This window comes from Brevundimonas sp., assembly GCF_051860745.1.
Lineage (GTDB): Bacteria > Pseudomonadota > Alphaproteobacteria > Caulobacterales > Caulobacteraceae > Brevundimonas.
In genome coordinates this window covers 48614-70882 of record NZ_JBHYDN010000009.1, presented here as the reverse complement: position 1 = coordinate 70882, position 22269 = coordinate 48614, and the positions used below count along the sequence as shown (strand labels likewise).

General features: G+C 66.2%; 24 protein-coding genes. 12 read left to right on the top strand and 12 right to left on the bottom strand.

Going from position 1 to position 22269, the window contains the following annotated elements:
- Positions 1 to 15: 15 nt before the first annotated feature.
- The 5 genes from ACTIEW_RS11075 to ACTIEW_RS11055 are packed head-to-tail and all read right to left on the bottom strand — an operon-like array spanning position 16 to position 5798.
- Positions 16 to 438 carry a DUF6640 family protein gene (locus tag ACTIEW_RS11075; protein ID WP_439477958.1) on the bottom strand — a complete coding sequence of 141 codons (423 nt, stop codon included), beginning with the start codon at positions 436 to 438 and terminating at the stop codon, positions 16 to 18.
- A 9-nt stretch (positions 439 to 447) separates the two neighbouring features.
- Complete coding sequence (locus ACTIEW_RS11070; RefSeq protein ID WP_439477957.1) at positions 448 to 1869, bottom strand: dihydrolipoyl dehydrogenase family protein; 1422 nt, start codon at positions 1867 to 1869, stop codon at positions 448 to 450.
- Positions 1866 to 2582 carry a TVP38/TMEM64 family protein gene (locus ACTIEW_RS11065; RefSeq protein WP_439477956.1) on the bottom strand — a complete coding sequence of 239 codons (717 nt, stop codon included), beginning with the start codon at positions 2580 to 2582 and terminating at the stop codon, positions 1866 to 1868. The genes ACTIEW_RS11070 and ACTIEW_RS11065 overlap by 4 nt, the downstream gene beginning before the upstream one ends.
- Positions 2583 to 2586: 4 nt before the next feature.
- Positions 2587 to 3405, bottom strand: coding sequence for a DUF547 domain-containing protein (locus tag ACTIEW_RS11060; protein ID WP_439477955.1), 819 nt, complete (start codon positions 3403 to 3405; stop codon positions 2587 to 2589).
- Positions 3405 to 5798, bottom strand: a complete 2394-nt coding sequence (locus ACTIEW_RS11055) for a TonB-dependent receptor plug domain-containing protein (protein ID WP_439477954.1) — start codon at positions 5796 to 5798, stop codon at positions 3405 to 3407. The genes ACTIEW_RS11060 and ACTIEW_RS11055 overlap by 1 nt, the downstream gene beginning before the upstream one ends.
- 142 nt (positions 5799 to 5940) lie before the next feature.
- Between ACTIEW_RS11055 and ACTIEW_RS11050 the strand changes: the two genes are divergently transcribed.
- The 6 genes from ACTIEW_RS11050 to ACTIEW_RS11025 all read left to right on the top strand — a co-directional run bounded on the left by ACTIEW_RS11050 (position 5941) and on the right by ACTIEW_RS11025 (position 12011).
- Complete coding sequence (locus ACTIEW_RS11050; protein WP_439477953.1) at positions 5941 to 6480, top strand: sigma-70 family RNA polymerase sigma factor; 540 nt, start codon at positions 5941 to 5943, stop codon at positions 6478 to 6480.
- The gene (locus ACTIEW_RS11045; protein ID WP_439477952.1) at positions 6470 to 7111 is read left to right on the top strand and encodes an NrsF family protein; all 642 of its coding nucleotides are present in this window, start codon (positions 6470 to 6472) and stop codon (positions 7109 to 7111) included. The genes ACTIEW_RS11050 and ACTIEW_RS11045 overlap by 11 nt, the downstream gene beginning before the upstream one ends.
- Before the next feature lie 61 nt (positions 7112 to 7172).
- Complete coding sequence (locus ACTIEW_RS11040) at positions 7173 to 7499, top strand: hypothetical protein (RefSeq protein ID WP_439477951.1); 327 nt, start codon at positions 7173 to 7175, stop codon at positions 7497 to 7499.
- Complete coding sequence (gene nrtS, locus ACTIEW_RS11035; RefSeq protein ID WP_439477950.1) at positions 7496 to 7801, top strand: nitrate/nitrite transporter NrtS; 306 nt, start codon at positions 7496 to 7498, stop codon at positions 7799 to 7801. The genes ACTIEW_RS11040 and nrtS overlap by 4 nt, the downstream gene beginning before the upstream one ends.
- A gap of 678 nt (positions 7802 to 8479) precedes the next feature.
- A complete protein-coding gene (locus tag ACTIEW_RS11030; protein ID WP_439477949.1) occupies positions 8480 to 9457 on the top strand; it encodes an MBL fold metallo-hydrolase in 978 nt (325 codons plus the stop codon).
- Between the two features lie 559 nt (positions 9458 to 10016).
- The gene (locus ACTIEW_RS11025; protein ID WP_439477948.1) at positions 10017 to 12011 is read left to right on the top strand and encodes an ATP-binding protein; all 1995 of its coding nucleotides are present in this window, start codon (positions 10017 to 10019) and stop codon (positions 12009 to 12011) included.
- Positions 12012 to 12054: 43 nt separating this feature from the next.
- On the opposite strand, the gene ACTIEW_RS11020 is transcribed toward ACTIEW_RS11025, so the two are convergent.
- Together ACTIEW_RS11020 and ACTIEW_RS11015 are read right to left on the bottom strand one after the other, a co-directional pair.
- Positions 12055 to 13182 carry an acyltransferase family protein gene (locus ACTIEW_RS11020; RefSeq protein ID WP_439477947.1) on the bottom strand — a complete coding sequence of 376 codons (1128 nt, stop codon included), beginning with the start codon at positions 13180 to 13182 and terminating at the stop codon, positions 12055 to 12057.
- Positions 13183 to 13262: 80 nt separating this feature from the next.
- The gene (locus ACTIEW_RS11015; RefSeq protein ID WP_439477946.1) at positions 13263 to 14777 is read right to left on the bottom strand and encodes a lipase/acyltransferase domain-containing protein; all 1515 of its coding nucleotides are present in this window, start codon (positions 14775 to 14777) and stop codon (positions 13263 to 13265) included.
- Positions 14778 to 14952: 175 nt separating this feature from the next.
- On the opposite strand from ACTIEW_RS11015, the gene bufA2 reads away from it, so the two are divergent.
- From bufA2 to ACTIEW_RS11000, 3 genes are all read left to right on the top strand, one after another.
- Positions 14953 to 15261, top strand: a complete 309-nt coding sequence (bufA2, locus tag ACTIEW_RS11010) for a BufA2 family periplasmic bufferin-type metallophore (protein WP_439477945.1) — start codon at positions 14953 to 14955, stop codon at positions 15259 to 15261.
- 100 nt (positions 15262 to 15361) lie between these two features.
- Entirely contained in the window at positions 15362 to 16237 is an 876-nt protein-coding gene (gene bufB, locus ACTIEW_RS11005; protein WP_439477944.1) for an MNIO family bufferin maturase, read from the top strand.
- Complete coding sequence (locus ACTIEW_RS11000; RefSeq protein ID WP_439477943.1) at positions 16234 to 17001, top strand: HvfC/BufC family peptide modification chaperone; 768 nt, start codon at positions 16234 to 16236, stop codon at positions 16999 to 17001. The genes bufB (ACTIEW_RS11005) and ACTIEW_RS11000 overlap by 4 nt, the downstream gene beginning before the upstream one ends.
- Positions 17002 to 17044: 43 nt before the next feature.
- Here the strand turns inward: ACTIEW_RS11000 and ACTIEW_RS10995 are convergent, their stop codons facing one another.
- The 4 genes from ACTIEW_RS10995 to ACTIEW_RS10980 form a co-directional block, all read right to left on the bottom strand.
- A complete protein-coding gene (locus ACTIEW_RS10995) occupies positions 17045 to 17443 on the bottom strand; it encodes a DoxX family protein (RefSeq protein WP_439478030.1) in 399 nt (132 codons plus the stop codon).
- Positions 17444 to 17522: 79 nt separating this feature from the next.
- Entirely contained in the window at positions 17523 to 18311 is a 789-nt protein-coding gene (locus ACTIEW_RS10990) for an HvfC/BufC N-terminal domain-containing protein (protein ID WP_439477942.1), read from the bottom strand.
- Entirely contained in the window at positions 18304 to 19197 is an 894-nt protein-coding gene (bufB, locus tag ACTIEW_RS10985; protein WP_439477941.1) for an MNIO family bufferin maturase, read from the bottom strand. The genes ACTIEW_RS10990 and bufB (ACTIEW_RS10985) overlap by 8 nt, the downstream gene beginning before the upstream one ends.
- A gap of 13 nt (positions 19198 to 19210) precedes the next feature.
- Positions 19211 to 19501, bottom strand: coding sequence for a BufA1 family periplasmic bufferin-type metallophore (locus ACTIEW_RS10980; protein ID WP_439477940.1), 291 nt, complete (start codon positions 19499 to 19501; stop codon positions 19211 to 19213).
- A 220-nt stretch (positions 19502 to 19721) separates the two neighbouring features.
- Here ACTIEW_RS10980 and ACTIEW_RS10975 point away from each other — a divergent pair, with 220 nt between their 5' ends.
- The 3 genes from ACTIEW_RS10975 to ACTIEW_RS10965 all read left to right on the top strand — a co-directional run bounded on the left by ACTIEW_RS10975 (position 19722) and on the right by ACTIEW_RS10965 (position 21805).
- On the top strand, positions 19722 to 20330 hold the full coding sequence (locus tag ACTIEW_RS10975; protein ID WP_439477939.1) for a DUF1109 domain-containing protein: 609 nt from the start codon (positions 19722 to 19724) through the stop codon (positions 20328 to 20330).
- 131 nt (positions 20331 to 20461) lie between these two features.
- On the top strand, positions 20462 to 21229 hold the full coding sequence (locus ACTIEW_RS10970; protein WP_439477938.1) for a TlpA family protein disulfide reductase: 768 nt from the start codon (positions 20462 to 20464) through the stop codon (positions 21227 to 21229).
- A gap of 54 nt (positions 21230 to 21283) precedes the next feature.
- Positions 21284 to 21805 carry a hypothetical protein gene (locus ACTIEW_RS10965; RefSeq protein ID WP_439477937.1) on the top strand — a complete coding sequence of 174 codons (522 nt, stop codon included), beginning with the start codon at positions 21284 to 21286 and terminating at the stop codon, positions 21803 to 21805.
- A gap of 22 nt (positions 21806 to 21827) precedes the next feature.
- Here the strand turns inward: ACTIEW_RS10965 and ACTIEW_RS10960 are convergent, their stop codons facing one another.
- The gene (locus ACTIEW_RS10960; protein ID WP_439477936.1) at positions 21828 to 22256 is read right to left on the bottom strand and encodes a MerR family transcriptional regulator; all 429 of its coding nucleotides are present in this window, start codon (positions 22254 to 22256) and stop codon (positions 21828 to 21830) included.
- Positions 22257 to 22269 lie beyond the last annotated feature (13 nt).

Below are 22269 nucleotides of genomic sequence, written 5' to 3'. Positions count from 1 at the left end.
TTTGCCCCCCGTCTGTCAGGATCGGGCGCCGAAGGCGGAGCCGCAGCGGAGGCCTCGGTCCATGAGGATCGCCAGGGAAAACAGCAATGCCGCCGCGGCCGGAACGATGACGGCGACGTGAATTCCAAGGACTGCGCCGTTCGGGCCGCCCGGATAGGCCAGGGCCCCGCCGTAGGACGGGGCGAGCGCATGGGCGACCAGGGCGCCGCCGATCATGCACAGTCCGAGAACGCCAGCCAGTTGCACCGCTCCGCGCCGCCAGACGAGCCACAGGCCAACCAGGGCGACGCCGGCGTTGGTCGTCAGCTGCCAGACCTCATGTAGCCGCGCGTGCGGCGGCCAGTCGGGATTGAACACATGGGTGTCGCGGATCTCCAGCACCGGCAGCAGCACCAGAAGCACAAGGAGTCCGAGGGTGGTCAGGATTCGATTGATCATGGGCGGGTCTCAGGCGAAGCGTTTGAGGATCGAGACAAGGGCGCGAGTGCGGCTCGAGAACAGGGCCGGCGTATACCACTGCCCGGCCAGTCGCTTGTTGATTTCGCCACGGGTGGGGTAGGGCGCGATCATGCCGGTCAGCTGGCTGAGCTTCAGCCCAGCCGACATCACCAGCGACCAGAGGTGGATGTGGTCCCCGGCATGGCGGCCGACCAGGGTCACGCCCAGCACCTTGCCCTTTCGGGTCGTGATCAGCTTGCCGAAGCCCCGGGTGTCGTCCTCGGCGACCGCCCGGTCGTTGTCCTTGAACGGGAACATCTCGACCCGGAGATCGTCGCCGTGAACTTCCCGGGCCTCGGCCTCGCCCAGACCGATCGAAGCCAGTTCCGGATCGGCATAGGTGACACGCGGGACCTGCAGGGCGTCCGCGTTGATAGACAGGCCGAAGACGGCGCGGCGCACCACCAGGGCCGCATGGGCGCCGGCGAGATGGGTGAACTGCCCGCGCCCGGCCGCGTCGCCGACAGCGAAGACGCGAGGATTGCTGCTGCGCAGGGACCGGTCTGTGATGATGCCGTCACGATCCGTGCTGACGCCCGCCCTGTCGAGATCGAGCCCATCGAGCGAGGGCCGACGTCCCACCGCCACCAGCAGGTGAGAGCCCGAGATCATGATCTCCTCCTTCCGGTGCTGGAGAACCAGCGTCGGCCCGGCCTCGACCCGCACCGCCTTGTAGCCGGCGAGGATCTCGACACCGTCCCGCTGCAGCTGGTCGACGACGACCTCGGTCGCCGCCGGGTCCTCACGACCGAGCAGGGTTCCTGAATCGACGATGACCACTTCGGAGCCCAGGCGGCGGAAGGCCTGGCCCAGTTCGACGCCGATCGGTCCGCCGCCGAGGACGATCAGTCGTGCGGGGCGCTCGGTGAGGTCGAAGATCGATTCATTGGTGAGGTAGGGGACGTCCTCCAGCCCATCGATCGGAGGGATCACGGCGCGCGAACCCGTGGCGACGACGATCTTGCGTGCCCTGACTCTCACGCTGTGGCTGGCTACCGTGCGACCATCCTCGAACCGGGCCGCCTCACGCACGACCTTTACCCCGAAGCCTTCGAAGCGGGGCTGGCTGTCGTTGGGGGCGATTTCGGCGATCGCCGCCTGGACGTGGCGCATCACCTTTGCGAAGTCGACAGACACGGGGCCAGCGGCGACGCCCAGACGCTCGGCGTGCCGGGCTTCGTGCGCGGCGCCGGCCGCCGCGATCAGGGCCTTGGAAGGCACACAGCCGTAGTTGAGACAGTCCCCGCCCATCTCGCCCTTCTCGAACAGCACGACCTTGAGGCCAAGCTGTGCCGCACCCGCGGCGACGGACAGCCCTCCGGAACCGGCCCCGATGACGACCAGGTCGGCCTTGGTGATCTTGATCGTCAAAGGGGTTTTCCGGACTTGGCCCGCAGGCGTTGGAACACGGTGGTGGCGAGAGACAGCAAGCCGAGGGCGAGCAACGGCAAAAGGATGTAGGGATCGAAGATGATGCCCAGGTCCGGCGTCTCCCCCCGCGCGATCAGGGCGTCGATGCCCGCGCCGACGCTGCTGTAGACGAAGGTGGCCGGCATGATCCCGAAAAGGGTCGCCAGGGCATAGGCCCTGAGCGGAGCGTTCGCGAGGGCGGCGGCCACATTGACCAGCCAGAAAGGGGCTACGGGGATCAGCCGCAGGGTCAGGATATAGCCGAAGGCGCCGTCCCGAACGCCGTCGATCACCTTCTTGAGCGTTCCGTTGTTCGCCTCGGCCTTTGCTCTGAGGGCGTGGCCCAGCGAGGTCTGCACGACATAGAAGACGGCGATGGACCCGAGGGTCGCCCCGATCACGGTCGCCGTGCCTCCGACCCACGTTCCAAACAGATAGCCGCCCGCCAGGGTCAGGATGACGGCTCCGGGAAAGCTGACCGCCGTCGCAGCCGCATAGACAAGCATGAAGGCGAGCAGGGCCAGCGGTAGATTGGCCTCGATGTAGCCTCTCAGGGTCGCCTCGTGGGTCTGAAGGGCGTCGAGACTCAGGTATCCGGGGGCACCGCTGGCGAAGACGGCGATCACGGCGATGACCAGGAGGGCGAGGAGCCCGTGCCGTTTGAGGAAGTTCATATTCCTAGCTCGCCGGGGTCGCGTTGAGCGACCAGTCGTAGACGCTGCGGTCAATACGGGTCGCGGCCTGGAGCCGGGCCCTGAGCGGCGCTGCGGCGTACCGCGCCAGGTGGGCGATGACGCGGGCATCGGATCCCCCGAAATCGTCCGCGTACCACTCATAGATCGATGAGACGACGAGGGCGTCCCCGTCGAAACGCACGCCCCGGGCATGGTTCACATAAGCGCGCGCGGCGGCGTCGAGCGCGGGACCCAGGGTGGCGCCGCGGAAGGCGCGAAGCGGCAGGTTGGGGCAGCTGTAGGACGCGCAGTTGACCGCGTAGTGCACCCGGGGCTCGGTCCAGCCTTTGCGCAGGATGTTGTGCTCGATGTCATCCAGCGAGAGGTCCACCCCGGCGACCGTCGCCGACTTGCGTTTCCACGGTCCGGCGATGAGGCCAGAGCGGATGTCGCGGATCGATCGCACAGGCCAGGCGTCCAGCACGATGTCGATGGTCACCGCGTTGTAGAGATTGGCCCAGAAGGCGAACTGCTCCGGCCGCGTCAGGCTCAACGGGTTCATCCCCGAGAGGGCGGCGACGTAGGCTTTCAGGGCGGCGCGGTCGCCGGCGGACGCCCTCCAGCCCGCGTAGTCGACCCGCACCACGCCGTCGCGGGAGTTGCGGGCGCGCCGCGAGAGCAGGACGTCGAAGGGACTGTGGTCCGCCGTTCCGCTGCCCGCGCGATTGGCGGCGAATCCGGAAACGCTCTGGGCGAGGACCGGGGACGCCAGGAGAGTGATCGCGCCGCCGACGAGAAGGCCGCGTTTTGAGAATTCTCGCATCAGAACCTCGCCGTCAGTCGGGTGTAGAGATACCGGCCGTTGATCCCCACAGGGGAGAGAATGTCGTAGGGCAGGTTGCCGAAATAGTTGATGTCGGCGCTCGACCGGTCCGGGTAGTTGTCGAGGGCGTTCGAGACCCCGGCGGTAAGCGTCAGCGCCGAGGTCAGGTCGACAGATCCCTCAAGGTCGAGGCTGGTTTCCTCTCCATATTCCTGACGCGGTTCGAACCCGCCGCCGAAATTGAACACACGGACCGTCGAGCCGTACCCATTCAGACGGCCGAGCAGACGATAGCGCTCCGTGCTCCACTCTGCGGACACAAGCGCCTTCCAATTCGGGGCGGCCTCCTCGAGGGTGTTGATCTCCTCGACCCCGATCAGCCGGAACGTCGGATCCAGAGCCGTCAGGGCCGCGGGCGTGTCCGTGAAGCCGACGATGTCGGTCCGGGCGTAGCTGTAGGCGGCTCCGAGAGTCAGCTGGCCGTCGGCGAGCGGGAACCGCCACTGGGCCACGGCGTCGAAGCCGTCCGTCTCGGTGTCCACCGCATTGGTGAAGAAGCGCACGGACTGCAGGCCGGCGCCGCTCGGCTGGGCCTGGACGAAGGCTTCGAGCGCCGGCCCGAAGAAGCGGTCGGACAGGGTGATGCGGTCGTCGACCTCGATGCGGAAGGCGTCCAGGGAAAACGTCAGGCCAGGCAGCGGCTCGGCGGTCAGTCCGGCCGACAGGTTGAAGGCGCGCTCCTCGCGGAGGTCCTCAGCCCCCAAGGCCCGGGCGATGGGATCCGAAACGGGCAGGGTCCGGGTGCTGGCGAGCGTTCCACCGGCCCCGAAATTGACCGTCCGGTCGGTGAAGGCGATCTGTCCCAGAAAGGGCGCGCGCACGCTGTTGGACACGGCGCCGCGCAGGCGAATGTCGGGCGTGACGGCATAGGAGCCGGCCAGCTTGCCGGTCAGGGTCTCCCCGAAGTCGCTGTAGGTCTCGGCCCGAACGGCGGCCTCGACCAGCAGGCGGTCGGTCGGCCGCAGGCCGATCTCGAGATAGGCGCCCCCGACATCGCGCGAGGCGGATCGCTCATCCTCCGGGCTGAGGCCCGGCGCGCCCTGGGCGCCGATCGCCAGCGGCAGGCCGCCGGCGGCGTAGGAGGCCGTCTCGCCGGCGCGGGTCTCGTAGTTTTCGGTGCGGTATTCGAGACCGGTGGCGAGGCTGGCGTCGATACCGCCAAGACGGATCGTGCGCGTCAGATCCAGGTTCGCGCTGGTCTGGTCGAAGACATAGGTTCCGGATCGGAATTGGCGCGGCGAGGCGGCGCCCAGCGAGGCGTTCAGACTGTTGCGGACGCCATAGGTGAACTCGTTGCGGCCATAGGTCAGACTGAAGTCCGCCGCCCAGGGTCCGATCGGCGTGCGCCAGCCCGTCGTAAGGCCGAGGTCGTCGTCTTCGCCCGTCGTGATCGGCAGGAAGCCGTTGGGGTAAAGGGCGGTCAGATTGTCGGCGCCGTCCGGGTATCGGAAGAAGGTCGCGCCTTCGCTATCGCTCTGGCCAACCGTGCCGAAGCCATAGAGTTCGCCGCCGGCGAGCGGGATCGCGGCATTGATCCAGAGATTGACGGCCTCGACCGCGGGATCGCCCTCAGCATAGTTGCGCCCGCCCGCCAAGGCGAGGTTGGCCGGGGTGGGGGCAATGAAGAAGGGAATCTGGTCGAAACCGGCGCGGTTGGTCGCATTGCGATCGCGATAGTCGACGCCGCCCCGGAGGAAGCCGCCGTCGCCCAGCGCCATGCCGCCGGACGCTGACAAGGTGAAGGTCTCGCCATCCGTCAGCGTCTGGTCGATCGGATCGACCTCGGTGCGATGGAATCCGTAGCTCGTGGAAAACTCGAGGCCCGAAGGACGCTCATCGAGGATGACATTGATGACGCCGGCGATGGCGTCCGACCCGTAGACCGCCCCTGCGCCGTCGCGAAGGACCTCGACCCGTGCCACGGCGCCCAGGGGAATGGTGTTCAGATCGACCGCGGCCGTGCCGCGGCCGATCTTGGTCTCGGTGTTCACGATGGCGGAGGGATGCCGGCGGCGACCGTTGACGAGCACCAGGGTCTGGTCGGGACTGAGACCGCGCAGCTGGCCCGCGCGAATATGGTCCGAGGTGCCCGAGTTCGATTGCCGGGGAAAGTTGAACGAGGGGGCCAAGACGCTGATCGCCTGACCGAGCTCGTCGCCGACGGCTCCGGTGGAGACAAGGTCCTCGCGGCTCAGCACGTCGATCGGCGCGGGAGATTCGGTCGCGGTCCGCGAAGGCAGTCGCGACCCGGTCACGACGATTTCCGAAAGATGGGCGGCGGGATCCCCGGGCTCCTGGGCCTGGGCCAGGGCGAGGACGGCGAGTGACAACATGAGGTATCCTGGTCTAGATCATGGCGGCTGAGCCGCTGGGTCTGACCTATTCGCTTGGCGGCGGCGTAGGTTACGCTCGGAGCCTCTCCGGGTTGGGCGGGGCGCTGTAACGATCTGATCAACCGACCGAATAGGGGGCTGTGTGAAGACGTTTGAAGCACGGCTGAAGCCGCTCATGATCGCGGGCCTCGACGGAGAGGCCCAAGCCTGGCGCGCGTTTCTTCAACTGCTGCGGCCGGCCCTTCACGCCTATTTCAACCGTCGCCAGTTCCAGGGCGACGCCGATGTCGAGGATCTGGTGCAAGACGCGCTTCTGGCCATCCATGCGAAGAGAGAAACCTGGCGGCGCGCCGATCCGGTGACGTCCTGGTGCTTCACGATCGCGCGCTACAAGTTGATCGATCACCTGCGAAAATCCGGGCGGGCCAAACTCGTGCCCCTGGTGGATGATCACGTGCTGCTCAACGACGGCGTCGAGGACGGCGCGGTCCGTCAGGATCTGGCGAAACTACTCGAGGCGACGCCGCCTCGGCAGCGCAGATTGATCGAGGATGTAAAACTTTCGGGATACAGCCTCGCCGAGGCTGGCGAGCGGCTCGGCATGACCGAAGGCGCCGCCAAGGTCAGCCTGCATCGCGCCATGAAGACTCTGATGAAGCGGGTGGCCGACCGTGAACACTGACGACCTCATCGAGGCTCTCGCGGGCGATGTCCGGCGTATCCCGGCCGGCCGGGCCGCGTGGCGTGTGGTCTGCTGCTCTGGCATGGGACTTCTCGCCACGGTCTCGGTCGTCTGGCTGACACTCGGAATTCGAGACGATCTGGCCGCCGTGGCGGATGACGCCGCATTTCTGATGAGACAGGTCTACACCCTGTCTATCGCCGGCTTCGCCGCCCTGCTTCTGCTGCGCCTCGGCCAACCGGGGGCGCCGGTGCGCGTTCCGATCCTGGGATTGGTCGCGACCCTTGCGATGATCCTGATCGCGGTCGTCCTGGAGCAGTCCGCACTGTCCGGCTCTTCGCATGTCGAGGCCTGGCTGGGCCAGTCCTGGCGCTCTTGCACACTCCGGGTCGGGGCCATCAGCCTGGCGGCGGGACCTTTCCTCTTCTTCGCGGCGCGACGCCTGGCGCCCGGCAGGCCGACGATGGCGGGCTTCGCCGCGGGCCTGGTGGCGGGGGCTGTCGCGGCCAGCGCCTACGGTCTCTACTGCCCCGAGGGGACGGCTTCCTTCATGGCCACCTGGTATACGCTCGGGATGCTGGCGGCCGGCATCATCGGCGCGGCCGCCGGACGGTTTCTTCTACGTTGGTGACATCGCACGCTGATTCTCGCGGGCGGCTGCGGCGCGCGGGCTCCGACGAAAGGCCTGAGTAATGCGGCATATCCGGATATGCCATGTCCCGAGCGGTGACCTGATCGCAGAAGGGCCTGTCGGCCTTGGCGGCATCACGCCGTTCGAAGGAAACTACTACATCAGCCGGAAATGTCTGCGGACGACAGGCTTTCGTCCAAACTGGATCCCGGGCCTGTGCCTGTACAAATTCCTTTACGTCTGGCTCGACTTCACCGCGTCTGACGGGTCGAAAACGCCAAGTCTGGGCTGGTTCTACTGGCTGCCCAACCCATTGTTCTTCTTCATCGCCTTCCGGGTCGCTGTTCCTCAGTCCTCGCGCGATCTGGCCGTGGAGGCGTTGGTATGACCCTTCCGGATGAAAGCGGGTCGGTGCTCGGCCCAAACGCCGTCGCCGGCGAAGCATCGCGGCCGAAGGGCTCGCCCGGCTTTCTGGATCATGCCCGGTCGCCGGCCGTGGTGAGGACAGCCGTCCGCGTTGTCCTCGTGGTGGGAACGATCCTGACGCTGATCAATCAGGGCGACGCCCTGTTCGGCCCCGGGCGTGTCAGCCTGTTCAAGGCCGCGCTGACCTATGCCATCCCCTATCTGGTCAGCACCCACGGAGCAGTGACGGCGCGGATGCGTCTTATTGTACCACTCCAGATCTAGAAACCTTGACGGCCCGGAGCCATCGCTTCGACTGCCCACCCGGTGGCGCGAACCGATGTACCTGACTGTGATGTAACCTTGCGAGGCGATCCAAGAACTCTGTTGTGATCCGGCGTCTATCCGGGTGTGAACGCGGCCGAAGGCGCGGCCGACGGCGTTGCTTGATCGCGGTCGTACTTTCACCTCTCCAAGCCGCTGGAGTTGCCGCGTACGGCGGTCCTTGAGGACGTGGCGGACCGTCGGACGACCGAACGCGCCGCTTGAATTTGAGGGCCTACGGCGGGTCGCATCGGTCCCGGATACCCGGTCATGGAGATCGCATGGCTGGCCTAGTTGCTGCGGTCGAACACGAGCGCGAGCGAAGCCGCCAGCGTGGCGGTGCTGGCAGTCTGGAAGGTCTCCGATGAGGGCTTGATGTCCGCGAGGCAGGATGGATCCGATCAGTTTCAAGCGCCATCGCTTTCCGGCGGTCGTTATCGTGCAGGCGGTGCGCTGGTATTTCCGGTTCACGCTCAGCATTCGTGACGACGAGGAGCTGATGGCCGAGCGCGGGATTGAGATCAGCAGTCAGGTGATCCGGTGCTGGGTGATCAGGTTCGGGCCGCGCTCTGAAGGCCGAAGGACTCAACTTGTCAGTGTCGAGCAGTTAACTTCATCTGGGGCAAACAGGAGTTATCCATGGCGGGGCGTTCACAGATTTGGCACAGGATTTTGGGTCTGGCCGCCCTGGCGACCGCAGGCGTTGCGGCTGACGCGGCTGCGTCCGAACCGACGCCCGCAGCCACGGGCGCGGCCATCTGCCGCGCTGCCGAAGTTGGCCTGCAGGTGCTTGGCTCGGGCGGGCCGATTGCCGAAGGCTCGCGCGCCGGGACCAGCTATGCGGTATGGATCGATGGGCGCGCGCAGCTGCTGGTCGACGCTGGGCCCGGTAGCTTCATCCGCTTTGGCGAGGCTGGTCTCAAAGTCAGCGATCTCAAGGCCATAGCGCTTAGCCATTTCCACGGCGATCACAGCGCGGGGCTGGCTGGGATTCTCAATTCGGGCAGCTTCGAGGCCTCGCAGGAACCTCTGGTGCTCATCGGCCCCGCCGCCGCCGCCCCTTTCCCCGGCGCGGCAGGCTTTATTACTGCGCAGTTCGGCGGTGAGAATGGCGCCTGGAGCTATCTCGGGGGCTATCTAACCGGCGCCGATGGCCGCCGCGTGCTGGACATTCGCGAGATTGATGCGGGCGACCCTGTGCGTGCCCCGACCTGGCGCATCGCGCTGGGCGACGCATTGTCCGTGACCGCGATTCCGGTCGATCATGGCTTGATCCCGACGTTGGCCTTCAGGATCGAGGCCAAGGGCCGCACGATCGTGCTGGCGGCCGATCAGAGCGACATGTCGACCGGCTTCGACCGCGAAACCGCCGGCCTGGAGCCCGACCTGTTGGTGGCGCATCACGTCATTCCCGAAGGCGAAGGTCAGCCGATTGGCCTCCATCGCCCGCCGCACGGAATCGGGGCCATGGCCGCGAACATCGCGCCGCGCCAGCTGGTGCTGTCGCACAATATGAAGCGCTCGATTGATCGGCTGGAGGAAGGGCTGGCGCAGATCGCCGGGCGCTGGCCGGGGACAGTGACCGTCGCCGAAGACGGCCAGTGTTTCGTGCTTTAAGACGGTTCCTGATCAACATAGATCTCAAACCGCAAACTATCCCGAGCGACACCCAAGTATTGTTTTTCGGTTTGGGTCAGCGTGAACGGAAAACGTGCTACGAAAAACTGACTCTGTGTTGTGCATTCGCGGCGGCAAAGAACACGTCGAGGCTATGCTCAACCGCTGCCCCAAGCACCGATTTAGCAGTTGCGACAGGCGAGATTGCACAGGGTCCCGGTATTGAACCCTCGGGTTCGCAGCCCCGTCAGCGTCACCCTGGCCCGCCGTTTCCCGGCGCAGGTTGGCTCGGGGTCGGTGTATTTGGCGCGGAGCGTCATCGTGCGAGTGTCGTCACCGTGCGGGTCGAACACAAGGGATCATAGCGCCTCGCTTTGGCCCTGCTGCGCGCCTGCGTCGGATTGTGCGGTTCGCAATCTGACGAGCCGGACCCGCGGGGCCGTCAGCTTCGCTGTAACGAAAGAAGCGATTTTACGAATTCCCCGCCAGCCCGTGCTTCCGGGTGGCCTGCGCCATGTGCGTGCGACGATGCGGAGCATTGTCGAAGTCGGGGAATACCGTGATCGACGACATCAAAATTTCCCGGAAGATCGCCGCGGTGGTGATCGGGCTCGGGCTGATTTGTATCGGGCTCGCCAGTTATGCCGGGCTGGTCTTGACCCGCACGAGCGCCCAGTACGCCGTGCTCACCGACCACAAGGGTCCAGCCCTGGTGGCCTTGGCGCGCGCGGAGCGGGCCAACTATGAAATGGCTTATGCGACGGCGATGGTGATTGTCTATCCGGGCGCATCAGAACCGGGGCGCGTGTGGGCGCGGAAGGTGACGGCGTCCTACGCGGATGGACAGGCCCATCTCCGACGGGCTCACATCGAGTTTCCGGAGCGCCAGGTCGCCATTGCCGACCTTGAGGCGCGCCTGACCACCAACAGGATCAACCTGGATGCGGCGGTCGAGCTGGCCCTGTTCAATCGCCTCGAGGAGGCGAGCGCGGCCCTTACAGAGGCGGATCCGGGACTGATCGCATTTGGCGACCTGACGCGTGGACTGATCGATGTCGGCGTAAGCGAGCATCGGGCCGAGTCGATGACCTTGGCGAGGGTCGCTTTCGATACCCGGCTCCTGCTTCTGATCGCCAGCATTGCGGGCGTGGGAATGGCGGTCGGCGGCGCGCTGTGGATGACGGCGGAAGCGATCACCGGCCCGCTCGGCCGACTGCGCGACGCCATGCAGGCGCTGGCCGCCGGCGACAACGAGGTCGCGGTCGAGGGCCAGCAGCGCGGTGACGAAATCGGCGCCATGTCAAGAGCCGTTCAGGTGTTCAAGGAGAACGCCGTGCGGCTGCTCGCTTCGGAGCGGACGGGGCTTGAACAGGATGCCGCGCGCCTCAGGGCCGAGGCGGCGAACGCCGCGCAGCGACAGTTTCTCGCCCATATGACCCATGAGCTGAGAACGCCGCTCAACGGGGTGCTGGGAATGGCCTACCTCATGGAGCTGGGTCAGCTCGAACCGGACCAGCGCGCGCGACTGGATACCATCCAGGCATCCGGACGGGACCTGCTGCACGTCATCAACAACATCCTCGACATCTCCAAGATCGAGGCTGGAAAGCTCGACCTTGAACTGGAGACGTTCGACTGCAAAATGCTGTGCGAACAATCTCTAGGGGCGTTCAAGGAAATCGCTGAGCGCAAGGGGCTGGGCTTCCGGGTCGAGGTCGCGCCCTCGGCCGCGGGGCTTCGTCGCGGTGACCCGCAACGCGTGCGCCAGATCCTCGCCAACTATGTCTCCAACGCCCTGAAGTTCACCGGCGAAGGCGAAATACTGATCACAATGGAAGGCCGCGAGATCGACGGGCGCGAGGGCGTCCACCTCAGGGTCGAGGACACGGGCGTCGGTATTGCTTCCAACAAGCTTGACCTGCTGTTCGAGAGCTTCTCCCAGGTGGACGCCTCCACCACTCGCGCCTTCGACGGAACGGGCCTGGGGCTGGCGATCTCCCGGGAACTCGCAACCCTGATGGGAGGACGGGTATGGGTGGAGAGCGAGCCGGGGCGCGGGTCGATCTTCCACGCCTGGCTGGTCTTGCCGGAGTGTGAGGCCGACGGAGCGTCGCTCGCGTCCGAGCAAGGGGCGCCTGAAGCCTCGTCGGACTTCCGCGCCCTGAAAGTTCTCGCGGCCGAAGACAATCCCACCAACCAGAAGGTGCTGGCCGCGATCCTCGCCGCCTTTGGCTTGGACCATCACATAGCGGCCAACGGCCGTGATGCGGTCGCCGCCTGGAGGGAGGGCTCCTACGACCTCATTCTGATGGATATACAGATGCCGCTGATGGACGGACTCGAAGCGACACGGGCAATCCGCGAAGCCGAAGCCGAGCAGGGACTCGCGCCGGTCCCGATCTATGCGCTGACCGCCAACGCGTTCGTCCATCAGGTCGAAGCCTACAAGGCCGTTGGCATGGACGGGCACCTCTCCAAGCCGCTGGAGTTGCCGCGTCTCACGGCGGTCCTTGAGGAAGTGGCGGACCGTCGGACGACCGAACGCGCCGCCTGAATTTGACGGCCCACGGCGGGTCGCATCGGTCCCGGATATCCGGTCAGAGCGCCGGCGGCGGGTCTTTCGGCAGACTTCGTCCCGGACCGCCGGTCGACAGGCGGGCCGTGAACCAGGCTTGCGAAGGGCGGTCGAACATCTGGCGAAACACGACGGCGCCGGCGACGGCCGCGCCGAGACCCAGCGTCCAGACGGCCCAACGTGCCGTGTCGGTCCATTGCGATTGGCCCGCTGCATCGAAGGCGGCGAACCAGATGATGCGGACCAGCTCATTGGTGAGGAAGATCGAGAACGAGGCCAAGGCGAGCGACTCGACCAGTTTGACCGGCCGGACGACCGGCATGGCTCCCGCGGCGAAAATTATGGCGCAGGTCAACGCCAGCGAAGGGATGGCGAAATCGCCGAACGCCTGCAGCGCGACAAGGAGCACCACACTGGCGATCCCTAATCCGACGCCCAGCCGTGGCCGCACCGGCACGCGCGCGGCGAAGCCGGCCATGGCGACGCCGAGGATGAACAGGGGCAGGGCGCGAAGGAAGCCGTAGCCCAGAGGCATGCGGTAGACCGGATAGCCGAGAACCGCGTGGGTCGCGGCGTTCGCGGCCAGCGCCAGAACGGCCGCGCCGATCAGGAGCCCCCAAGGCGGGAGACGATGCGCTACGCGAAGGAGGCCGGGCAGGAGGAGATAGCAGCCGAGCAAGGCCGACAGCGTCCAGGTGGGCGCGTTCCATCCGTGCCCGCCGGGAATGCCATAGGCCTGGACCAGAAAGAACTGGGCAGGAAAAGCGGACCAGTCGAACCAGTAAGGATTGCTGGGGGCCATCCCTATGGCCGCGGTTCCCAGAACGAGGACCGCGAAGGCGATCATGACCACCAGATGGGCGGGAACGACGCGCAGGAAGCGTTGCCGGACATAGAGGCCGGCCGAGGTGCGGCCGTCGATGAGGCGTCGATAATAGATGCGGCCGAGCACATAGCCGGAGTCGATGATGAAGAAATTGGTCAGAAGATAACCGCGGTCGAACACGGGGTGAAACTGATCCAGCGGGATCGGCGCCGCGCCGCGGAAATGGTGGAGCACGATCATCAGGGCCACCGCAATCCGGAGGCCGTCGAGCCACCCGCCGCGCGCGATGGGCGTCACGGTCGAAGCCGGCTTCGGGTCTTGCATGCTCGATGTTCCGGTCTGGTTGTCGGGGGGTATGGATCTGTCGGCCTGTCGATCGGCGTCGGGGCATTGGAGCGACTGTCCTACAGGGCCGTGGTTGCGCCCGCCGACTCTCGGGGCTCTTCCAGCAGCCAGTAGAGAACGTTGTCCTTGAACACCGATGAGCGCGTCAGCCGGATGTGTTCGCCGGAAAGCAGGAGGGTGGACCGAAATCTCAAAGGAGATTGGACCTCGGGGCTCCAGTTGTCGTCTGTCCGAGTGTCGAACAAAGCGTTCGCCCGCGTTACCGTCCCGTCTCCAGGCAATGTGAGCGTCCGCACCAGCCGGCCTTCAGGGCCGATGGCGTAGGCGGCGTCAGTGGCGAGCGAATCGCCGACCACGAGGAAGGCTTCAAGCCCCGGCGGCGTCGCCGCGGGCGCGTCCAGCGCCGCGTGAAATCGTCGGGCCCGCTTCAGCAGGACCGCCTGCCGCTGCATCGCTATTCGGGCTCGGGCTTCGGGATCCATCTCGTCGGGCAGGATAGCCGCGATCACCGGTCCCTGGCCGGGGTCCGAAAGACCCCAGCGATGGCTTTGCCACAAATCGGGATCGTACAGGTCGCTGATGGGCTGACGCGCGGCGCCGCCGGTGAACAGGGCCGGCGCCGGTCCGTGCGGGAGCAGCTGGTAGGCTGACGGATAGGTGCCGAGTATGGCCGGTGCATAGAACGGCAGCACGGGGCGTCCAAGGTCCTGGCCTTCGACCAGGTATTTGAGGCTCAGCGCGCTGCCCGCGTTGGGGGGCGCGACCAGTATGGCGCGACCGACATAGCTCGCGCCGGACCAGTCCAGACTGGGCGCCGGGCCGTCCTCGACAAGCGGCTGGTCGCCGTAACGCAGAAAATAACGGAACAGCAGGGCGCCCATCGAATGGGTCACGACGTCGAAGCGGATCGTCGAGGGGTCCCGCTCGACGCCGAACCTGAGCCGGTACTGTTCGGCCAGATAGACGCGACGATCATCCATGAATCGCTTCAGTTCGCCGGCGTTCTCCGCATTGTCCCGGCGCCAGTCATAGGGAAACTGGAAACAGGTGAAGTGGTCGTCGCCATAATCGATGCCGCCGAGGCCCAGGGCGGGATCGCGGTAACCGCCCGCGCCCAGGGTGGCGAGAATCTGGGCGTACTGCTGCATCTCGATCGGGATACCCGCCAGGCGCACGACGACCCGGTCAAGCACGCCGTCCGGCATCACGTGGTCAGCGGCCGGACGTTCGCCGATGAAGCCCTGGAGCGGCAGGGCGATCTTGCGGATGTCGGCGGCGTTGCCGGGTTGGGCGGCGCTGCGGTCGAAGGCGCCCCAGATCGTCTGGCGCGTCGACATGTCGACCAGGCGACTGCCGAGGATTCCCGGGATCACTATAATTGGATTACGATCCGGGCCGTGCGAGCCGGCGGCGCGATTGTAGACGATCCTGAGGTCCGGCCCGCCGGTTTCCGGCAGGAGGGCGCAACCGCCCAGCGCGACACCCGCAAACCCGGCCGACAGCAGGGCGCGTCGTGAAGGCGCGTCCGGCCCGGCCGGATTGCCCTTTCCGGGTCGGCGAGAGCTTGGTGTCATGGCGGGCCCCGGACCGAGATCGCTTTATTGCCGCGCGCGAAAGTGCGCCGCTCCTATTCGACGGCGCGACCGAACGGTTACAGCCTAGCTCGCTGAGCTTCGCTGTAACCTCCTCTGGTCCGGCGCGAATAGGAGATCGCCGACACGGCAGAACTCCAGGATCAGGAAACACCCCATGAAGATCACCCGAACGGGCGGCGCCCTTGCTTCCGCAGCCGCCTTGCTGGCCGTCAGCGCCTTCGCCGGCGCAGCTTTCGCCGGCGACCCGCCGGCCGGCAGTCGCGGCCTGGCCGTCGCGGCCGCGGACACCGTCCACTGCTACGGCGTCAACACCTGCCAGGGCACCGCGGACTGTGCGACGACCGCGCACGAGTGCAAGGGCCAGAACAGCTGCCGCGGGCAGGGCTTCAAGGCGATGACCGCCAAGGAATGTCTGACCGCCGACGGAACCATCGCCGATCTGGAGCCTGCCCCTCAGGCCTGATCGACCGGCGACTGGTCGGCCGGCGCCCTCGAGCCCCCTCTCGCCCCTCCCAGGGAGGGGCGTCGGCCGCATCGCCCTCTTTCGGGACAAGGACATCGCCGTGATTGAATCCGCGACCCAGACTTCGCCGGAACGGCGGCTCAGAGGCTTCGGGCTCGGGCTTAGACCCCAGCATTATCCCGCCATCCTGGAGACCTGGCCCGACCTCGACTTTCTGGAGATCATCTCCGAGAATTTCATGGTCCGGGGCGGTCGTCCGCTGAAGATGCTCGACGCCCTGCGCGAACGCTACGTCATGGTCATGCATGGCGTATCTATGTCGATCGGATCCGCCGATGGTCTCGATCGATCCTATCTGGAAAGGCTCAAGGCCTTGGCCGACCGGGTTCAGCCCGCCTGGGTCTCGGATCATTTGTGCTGGACGGGTGTCCACGGCGCCAACACCCATGACCTGCTCCCTCTGCCCTATACCGAGGAGGCCCTGCTGGTCTGCTGCGCCAATATCCGGCTGGCCCAGAGCGTACTGGAGCGGCCGCTGGTTCTGGAGAACCCATCCAGCTATCTCGGCTTCGTCGACTCCGAAATGACCGAATGGGCCTTCCTGTCCGAGCTCTGCGCGCGCACCGGCTGCGCCCTGCTGCTCGACGTCAACAATGTCCATGTGAGCAGCGTGAACCATGGGTACGACCCGTACGCCTTCCTTGAAGGCTTGCCCGTCGACCGTGTCTGGCAGATCCATCTGGCCGGCCATTCGCGCAATGGCGACCTGTTGATCGACACCCATGACGAGCCTGTATCGGATCCGGTATGGGATCTTTATGGAGCCGCCTGTCGGCGATTTGGGCCGGTCGCGACCATGATCGAGCGCGATGACAACATCCCGCCGCTTGGCGAGCTTCTGGCCGAGTTGGACGTCGCCCGCCATGTAGCGGCCGGGGCAAAGGTCGGCGCCCTTGAAGGCTGGCGGGCGGCGTGAGACTTCTCGAGGTCCAGCGCGCCTTTCAATCCCTCGTTCTGCAGGGCGATACGGCCGCTATCGAAACAGCCGTGTTCTCAAAGGACCAAGTTGACGCCCGGCGTCGTCTTGGCGTCTACAGCCATGCCTACAGGGCCACGATGACGGGCCTGCTCAGCGAGGTCTTCGACAAGACCTGGGCCTATCTCGGGGACGAGCGTTTCGAGGCTGAGGTCGCCACCTACGTCGCGGCGCACAGGTCGACGAGCTTCAGCCTGGATGACTATGGGTCCGACTTTCCCGGCCAGTTGGAGCAGCGCCTGCCCGATGAGCCGGACGTCTTCGAACTGGCCTGGCTGGACTGGTCGATGCGTCGCGCCTTTGATGGGCCCGACGCCGAGCCGGTGGCGGCCGCGCAGCTCGCGGCGCTTTCGCCCGACGATTGGGACCGGGCTAGGCTGGGCCTCCACCCGACGCTGGTTCAACGCGAGGTCGTCAGCAACGTCGGCGCCCTTTGGGCCAGCCTGGACGCGGGCGCTCCGGTCCTGCCGCCGCCGCTGACCGGTCCGATGTCGCTGAGGGTATGGCGAAAGGGGCTGCAACCTCATTTCCGGATGATCCCCCCACAGGAAGGGGCGGCGTTGCAGGCCATCGCCACGGGGCAGACGTTCGCCGCCCTGTGTGAGGATCTGGGCCGCGACGGCTCGCAGGACGCCCCCGTACGCGCGGGGCGTCTGCTGGCCGTCTGGCTCGAGGACGGACTGATCGTTGATGTAGCATTCTGACGGCGGCCGACTGGATGGCCGGCCGCCGCCCGAACCGCGGATTTCAGGGGATCTTCAGCAGCCGATCGAGACTGGCCGAACCCGCCCCGTAGCGGATCAGGTAGAGCAGCAGGGCCGCCCAAACGAGGTGCGTGGACCAGGCGCCTGGATAGACGAAGATCTGAATGACCAGCGTCATCCCCAGCAGGGCCAGGGCTGAAAACCGGGTCATCAGACCGAGTACGAGCAGGATTGGAAAGAGGTGCTCGGACCAGGTCGCGAGGTGGGCGGCGATGTCGCTCGGGATGAAGGGGAGTTTGTACTCCTCGGCGAACAGGTAGTAGGCGCTGTCGCTGACCGTCAGCACACCTTCGACCTTGGTGCGACCGGAGAGGAAGAAGACCGCCGCCACGCCCGCGCGTGCCGTCAGGCCGACAAGCCAGGTCGGAACCAGGGCCTCCATCAGATTGACGGTCCGGTCGATCAGGGCCAGCGGGCCCGCTCTTCGGAGGGGCCGGCTAGCCGCGCTCGAAGGCGAGGTATCAGTCATGGGATTGGGACTCCGTTTGAAGGGGTGAAAGGGCGCCTGTGCTCAGAAGCGCGGCGAACATGGCGGCCAGGTTCAGCCCGGGTTCGGCGGAGAACGCGTCCTGAGCGGCCCGGCCGAAGGTCCGGCCCCGCTGGCAGGCGTGCAGAAACGACCACTCCGCCCGCGAAAGTCTGCGCCAGGTTACGACATGCTCGAGCCGGAAGATCAGGAGGCCCTCCGGGCGCGCCTCCCAGATTGCTTCCCGGGCGTCCAAGGTCTCGGCGCGGTTGGCGATCCAGATCGACGGCACGGTCCAGTCAAACCAGAACAGCCGGGCTGAGGGGTGAAGTCCGGAGCGACTGGCGAACAGGCGCGCAGGGGCGGTCTCCGTCGCGACCCGGCCGGACAGGGTGGCCCCATCCGGCGCCCGATGGGCTTGGCTCCAAGCCTGGTCAAGACGCGCAACCGGCGCCAGGTAGGGAAGGTCGAGCGCCGGCGGGAAGGTCTCAAGCCACGCCGGGAAATCGACCCCGAACAGATCCAGCACCGGGGACGACGGGGGCGCGACACCGGCGAAGATCAGACCGGCCTGTCTGAACCAGTCCGGTCCGACGAGCCGCTCGATCGTGGGGTAGAGGCCTGCCAGCGCATCGACCCGGGCCTTGGCGACGGTGTTGCGATAGACATCCAGCCCGCCATGATCGCTGGCGTCGGCGTCGAGCCATGGGCTCAGGGCGTGCTCGTCTCCCGCCAGCGACGCGTTGAAGGCGGCCTCGAAGCCGTCGCTGCGGGACTCATCCATGCGCCTGGTTCCGTTCCAGGGTCAGCAGGGCGACCGCCCGACCGCGTTCCGCCATCAGCGTTTCGAAAGAGGGCAGGTTGCCGTCCCGCTCGATCAACGTTGGGCGCGGCCCGATGCGGCCAAGGGTGTGTCCGTACAGGTCCCAGACGGCCTCCGCGATCGGTGCGTCGTGGGTATCGATCAGCAGGGCCGGGCCCAGACGTTCATCGACCGCGTGGCCGGCCAGGTGGATTTCGCCGATCGCCTGCGCCGGCAGGGCGTCGATGTAGGCGAAGGCGTCGCCGCCCAGATTGTTGGCGGTGACATGGACATTGTTCACGTCGAGCAGGAGGCCGCAGCCGGTCGCGGTGACCAGATCGGCCAAGAACTCCGCCTCGGACGTCTCATGGCCCTTGAGCGCGAGATACAGCGACGGATTTTCGATCAGGATGGAACGGCCGAGGGCGTCCTGGGTGCGCGATATGTTGTCCGCGATCCGCGCCAGCCGCTGCCGGGTTCGGGGGAACGGCAGCAAATCGGGATGATAGACGCCGCCGTGGAGGGACCAGGCCAGATGCTCCGAAACCAGGAAGGGCTCGTAGCGCTCGATCAGCGCCCTGAGCCGGGCGAGATGTTCCGCATCGGGCGAGGCGTCGCCCGCCAGCGAAAGGCCGACCCCGTGCAGGGAAAGCGGCTTTTCATGGCGGATGGCCTCAAGCCAGGCGAGCCGGGGGCCGCCCGACACCATGTAGTTTTCGGCATGAACCTCAAACCAGAGTCCGGTCGCCGAGCACGCCAGAGCGTCCTCATAGTGCTGGGCCTTGAGCCCCAGCCCGACCGTGGGTTCGCCACCGCGCGAAGGCGGGTACGAGCGTGATCGGGTTTCGGCGACCGGCAGGGAGGTCATGCGTGGCCTGGAGTCAGCGCGACACGGGCGTGAGCGAGCCGTTGCCAGCGGACGTGCGGATCGACGCGCAGGTGCCGGTCGGGACCAGCTTCCAGGCGTTGCCCTGATAGTCGCGCGTGGACGTTCCGGCGCAGGTCGTGCCGGGACCGGCGGCGCAATCGTTCTTGCCGGCCAGGGCGACGCCGTAGCATTTCTCCATGGCCGGAGCTGCGGCGCGGCCGGTGCTCTGGGCATGGGCGAGGCCGGCGCCGGCGACGAGGGCCAGGGCGGTGGCGCCGGCGATGGTCATGTGAGTGCGGGTCATTGGGGGCTTCCTAGGGGTTGCTGTCCGATCAGCCGGACACCCCTTCATTCGTGTTCCCGACAATACGGTTACAGTCCCGGTTCCAGGGGCCCCGCCGACCTCGGCCCGGGGGGGATTCTGTAACCATCGGGACGGCGCTTCGAATGTCGCCCCAGTGCAGTTTTCTCCGGGAGTCCCCGTCATCGCCCGCAAGACCGAAGATCTCATAGACATCCTTGTGATGGATCTCCGTCCCTGTTCAGCGCGGGGTCTGGACCGCCGCCTGGCGCTCGGCGCGGGCTTCGCCGGGCTGGCCGCGACGGTCGGCGTAGTCATCGGGCTGGAGGCCCGGCCTGATCTCACCGCGGCTGTGGTGGGGACGACCTTCTGGTGCAAGGCGGCCTACACATCGCTACTCGCCATATGCGGAGCCTGGCTCCTCACGAGGCTTGGCCGACCCGGCCAGTCTGCTCAGGGGCCGACGCGGCTGTTGGTCGCCGTCCTTTTGATTGCGGGCGTGGCGGCCACCGGAGAGTTGCTCGGCGCGCCGCCGCATGCGCGATTGGGGCTGTTGATGGGCGGGTCAGCTAGCGTCTGCCCGGGGTACATATTCGCCCTGGCCGGCTTGGGGGCGCTCGCCTTGATTTCGTCAGCCCGCCGCTATGCGCCGACCCGTCCCGGACTTGCCGGCGCCGCCTTTGGACTGATGTTGGGCGGCATCGCCGCGACGGCCTATGGTTTGCACTGCCCGGAGTGGAGCGCGGCTTTCGTCGTGGTCTGGTACTCGCTCGGTATCGCATTGGCGAGCCTGGTGGGCTGGGCCTTGGGACCGCGATTGTTCTGGAGCTGAGGCGTTCGCCAGAGGGGAGCCTGCGCACAGATTTGGCCGGTCGGCGCCACGAGTGTGCAGTCGAGTACTGAACGAACGTTCCAAACTATGTATGTGGTCGTCTAAGGAGCGCGCTCCGGTGCGCGGAAATCATGGAAGCTACCGGACATGTCAGCAGGAAGCTCGGCTCCCCACTCGCCGAGGGGCAGCGCTATCGCTACGATCACCCACGCCTGTTTCCGGATGTGATCAACGACATGGTCATGGGCGATGACGATCTCGGACCAGGGGACCGTCTGCATCAGCCGGCGCTCACCCTGCTGGATGGGATCCGCATCGACAGCTGGCGTTCCGCAGATGCTCGCCCCACGCTCATCATTTTCGGATCCCGGACCTGTCCGGTCACCATCAGCGCCGCACCGGGGCTGGTGCGACTACATGAGAGCTTCGGAGAGCACGTCCGGTTCGTGCTGGTCTATGTTCGCGAGGCGCACCCTGGCGGCTCCATTCCGCAGCCCCGGACCATCGAACAGAAGCAACGCCACGCCGCGGCGCTCAAGGTCGAGCTTGGATTGCCGTTCGAGGTCGCTGTCGATGACATCGACGGCGGACTTCATCGCAAACTGGGCGCGCGTCCCAACAGCGCCTACATCGTTGATGCCGACGGCGTCATCCTGTTCCGCGCCCAATGGGCCAATGTCGGCGAGCCGCTGAATCGAGCGCTCGCGGCGCTGGCTGAAGGCCGGGCGATCCAACGACCCGAAGCGACCTCGACGATGACGTCGCAGCCAGGAGCATTACGGCAGTTGGGATCGACTCATTGTTTGAGCGGTCGCCTGATCGGCGCGTTTGGAGACAGAAGCGGCCTTCCGAACGGGGCGAGCAATGTACTGACCTGCCAAGCGCCGAGGACGACATGAGGCGGATCCTGAACGAAGCTCTTCAAACTTTAAAAGCTTTGGGATCAGATGACGATGCGTAGAACCGACCCGGCGAAGCGTGTAACCGGTCTATCCGGCATTCTCCGCCAGGTGCTCGACCTGCCGGAACTCAACTTTGCGGTATTCGCCTTCCTGCTTAACTTCCCATGGGAGTTTCTGCAGATACCCTTGTATTTCGGGACGGCCGAAGCGCCCCATTGGGACGCGACCAAGGTCTGCGCTTTCGCTACACTCGGCGATGCCGTCATCATGGTCGTCGCCTTTTGGATGGCTGCGGTCGCGGCGCGCTCGCGCTACTGGTTCTTGAAGCCGCGCCAGTGGCCGATCACAGTCTTCTTACTGGCGGGTATTGCCATAACGATCGTGCTCGAACGTTTGGCCACAGGTCCGCTCGACCGCTGGCAGTATGCCGCCGCCATGCCGGTCGTGCCGTTTCTGGGCGTCGGATTGACGCCTCTTCTGCAATGGTTGGTGCTTCCCCCCATATGCTTGTGGTTCGTGGGCCGCCAAATTCCTAGCGCGCAGTCCAGCATCGCTAGGGCAATCACTGGTTAGCGATCGGGCAGACTATGCAGCGTCAGCGCAGTCCTCGAATCTGCGCTGCCGTGCCTACCTCGGAATCGAACAGAGCCTCCAGGATCGGGCAATCCGGCGTGGCGCCGTCCGCGCAGCGAGCGACCATCTCGACCAGCACCTTTTCCATCTTCCGCAAGGCGGCCAGCTTGGCCCGGACATCGCCCAAATGGGCGGCGACGACCACGCGCGCCTCCGCGCAAGTAAGATCGCGCCGCTCGGCCGGTTCGAGCAGATCCCTTATTTCGTTCAGGGTGAACCCGAGGTCCCGGGCCCGGCGCACGAAATTGAGCCGCAGCAGATGGCCGCGGCCATAGAGGCGGTGTCCGCCCTCGCTGCGAGCCGGGGCAGGCATCAAGCCGATCTTCTCGTAATAGTGCACGGTCCAGCTTCGTTGTCCTCCTGAGAGGAGACACACGATGAAGCGCCGCATAGTCCTGCTATTC

Excerpts from the sequence above, each read along its gene's own strand:
- ACTIEW_RS11075 (WP_439477958.1), bottom strand. The coding sequence starts at position 438 with ATGATCAATCGAATCCTGACCACCCTCGGACTCCTTGTGCTTCTGGTG.
- ACTIEW_RS11065 (WP_439477956.1), bottom strand. The coding sequence starts at position 2,582 with ATGAACTTCCTCAAACGGCACGGGCTCCTCGCCCTCCTGGTCATCGCC.
- ACTIEW_RS11060 (WP_439477955.1), bottom strand. The coding sequence starts at position 3,405 with ATGCGAGAATTCTCAAAACGCGGCCTTCTCGTCGGCGGCGCGATCACT.
- ACTIEW_RS11055 (WP_439477954.1), bottom strand. The coding sequence starts at position 5,798 with ATGTTGTCACTCGCCGTCCTCGCCCTGGCCCAGGCCCAGGAGCCCGGG.
- ACTIEW_RS11040 (WP_439477951.1), top strand. The coding sequence starts at position 7,173 with ATGCGGCATATCCGGATATGCCATGTCCCGAGCGGTGACCTGATCGCA.
- nrtS (WP_439477950.1), top strand. The coding sequence starts at position 7,496 with ATGACCCTTCCGGATGAAAGCGGGTCGGTGCTCGGCCCAAACGCCGTC.
- ACTIEW_RS11030 (WP_439477949.1), top strand. The coding sequence starts at position 8,480 with ATGGCGGGGCGTTCACAGATTTGGCACAGGATTTTGGGTCTGGCCGCC.
- ACTIEW_RS11020 (WP_439477947.1), bottom strand. The coding sequence starts at position 13,182 with ATGCAAGACCCGAAGCCGGCTTCGACCGTGACGCCCATCGCGCGCGGC.
- ACTIEW_RS11015 (WP_439477946.1), bottom strand. The coding sequence starts at position 14,777 with ATGACACCAAGCTCTCGCCGACCCGGAAAGGGCAATCCGGCCGGGCCG.
- bufA2 (WP_439477945.1), top strand. The coding sequence starts at position 14,953 with ATGAAGATCACCCGAACGGGCGGCGCCCTTGCTTCCGCAGCCGCCTTG.
- ACTIEW_RS10995 (WP_439478030.1), bottom strand. The coding sequence starts at position 17,443 with ATGGAGGCCCTGGTTCCGACCTGGCTTGTCGGCCTGACGGCACGCGCG.
- ACTIEW_RS10990 (WP_439477942.1), bottom strand. The coding sequence starts at position 18,311 with ATGGATGAGTCCCGCAGCGACGGCTTCGAGGCCGCCTTCAACGCGTCG.
- bufB (WP_439477941.1), bottom strand. The coding sequence starts at position 19,197 with ATGACCTCCCTGCCGGTCGCCGAAACCCGATCACGCTCGTACCCGCCT.
- ACTIEW_RS10980 (WP_439477940.1), bottom strand. The coding sequence starts at position 19,501 with ATGACCCGCACTCACATGACCATCGCCGGCGCCACCGCCCTGGCCCTC.
- ACTIEW_RS10975 (WP_439477939.1), top strand. The coding sequence starts at position 19,722 with ATGGATCTCCGTCCCTGTTCAGCGCGGGGTCTGGACCGCCGCCTGGCG.
- ACTIEW_RS10970 (WP_439477938.1), top strand. The coding sequence starts at position 20,462 with ATGGAAGCTACCGGACATGTCAGCAGGAAGCTCGGCTCCCCACTCGCC.
- ACTIEW_RS10965 (WP_439477937.1), top strand. The coding sequence starts at position 21,284 with ATGCGTAGAACCGACCCGGCGAAGCGTGTAACCGGTCTATCCGGCATT.
- ACTIEW_RS10960 (WP_439477936.1), bottom strand. The coding sequence starts at position 22,256 with ATGCGGCGCTTCATCGTGTGTCTCCTCTCAGGAGGACAACGAAGCTGG.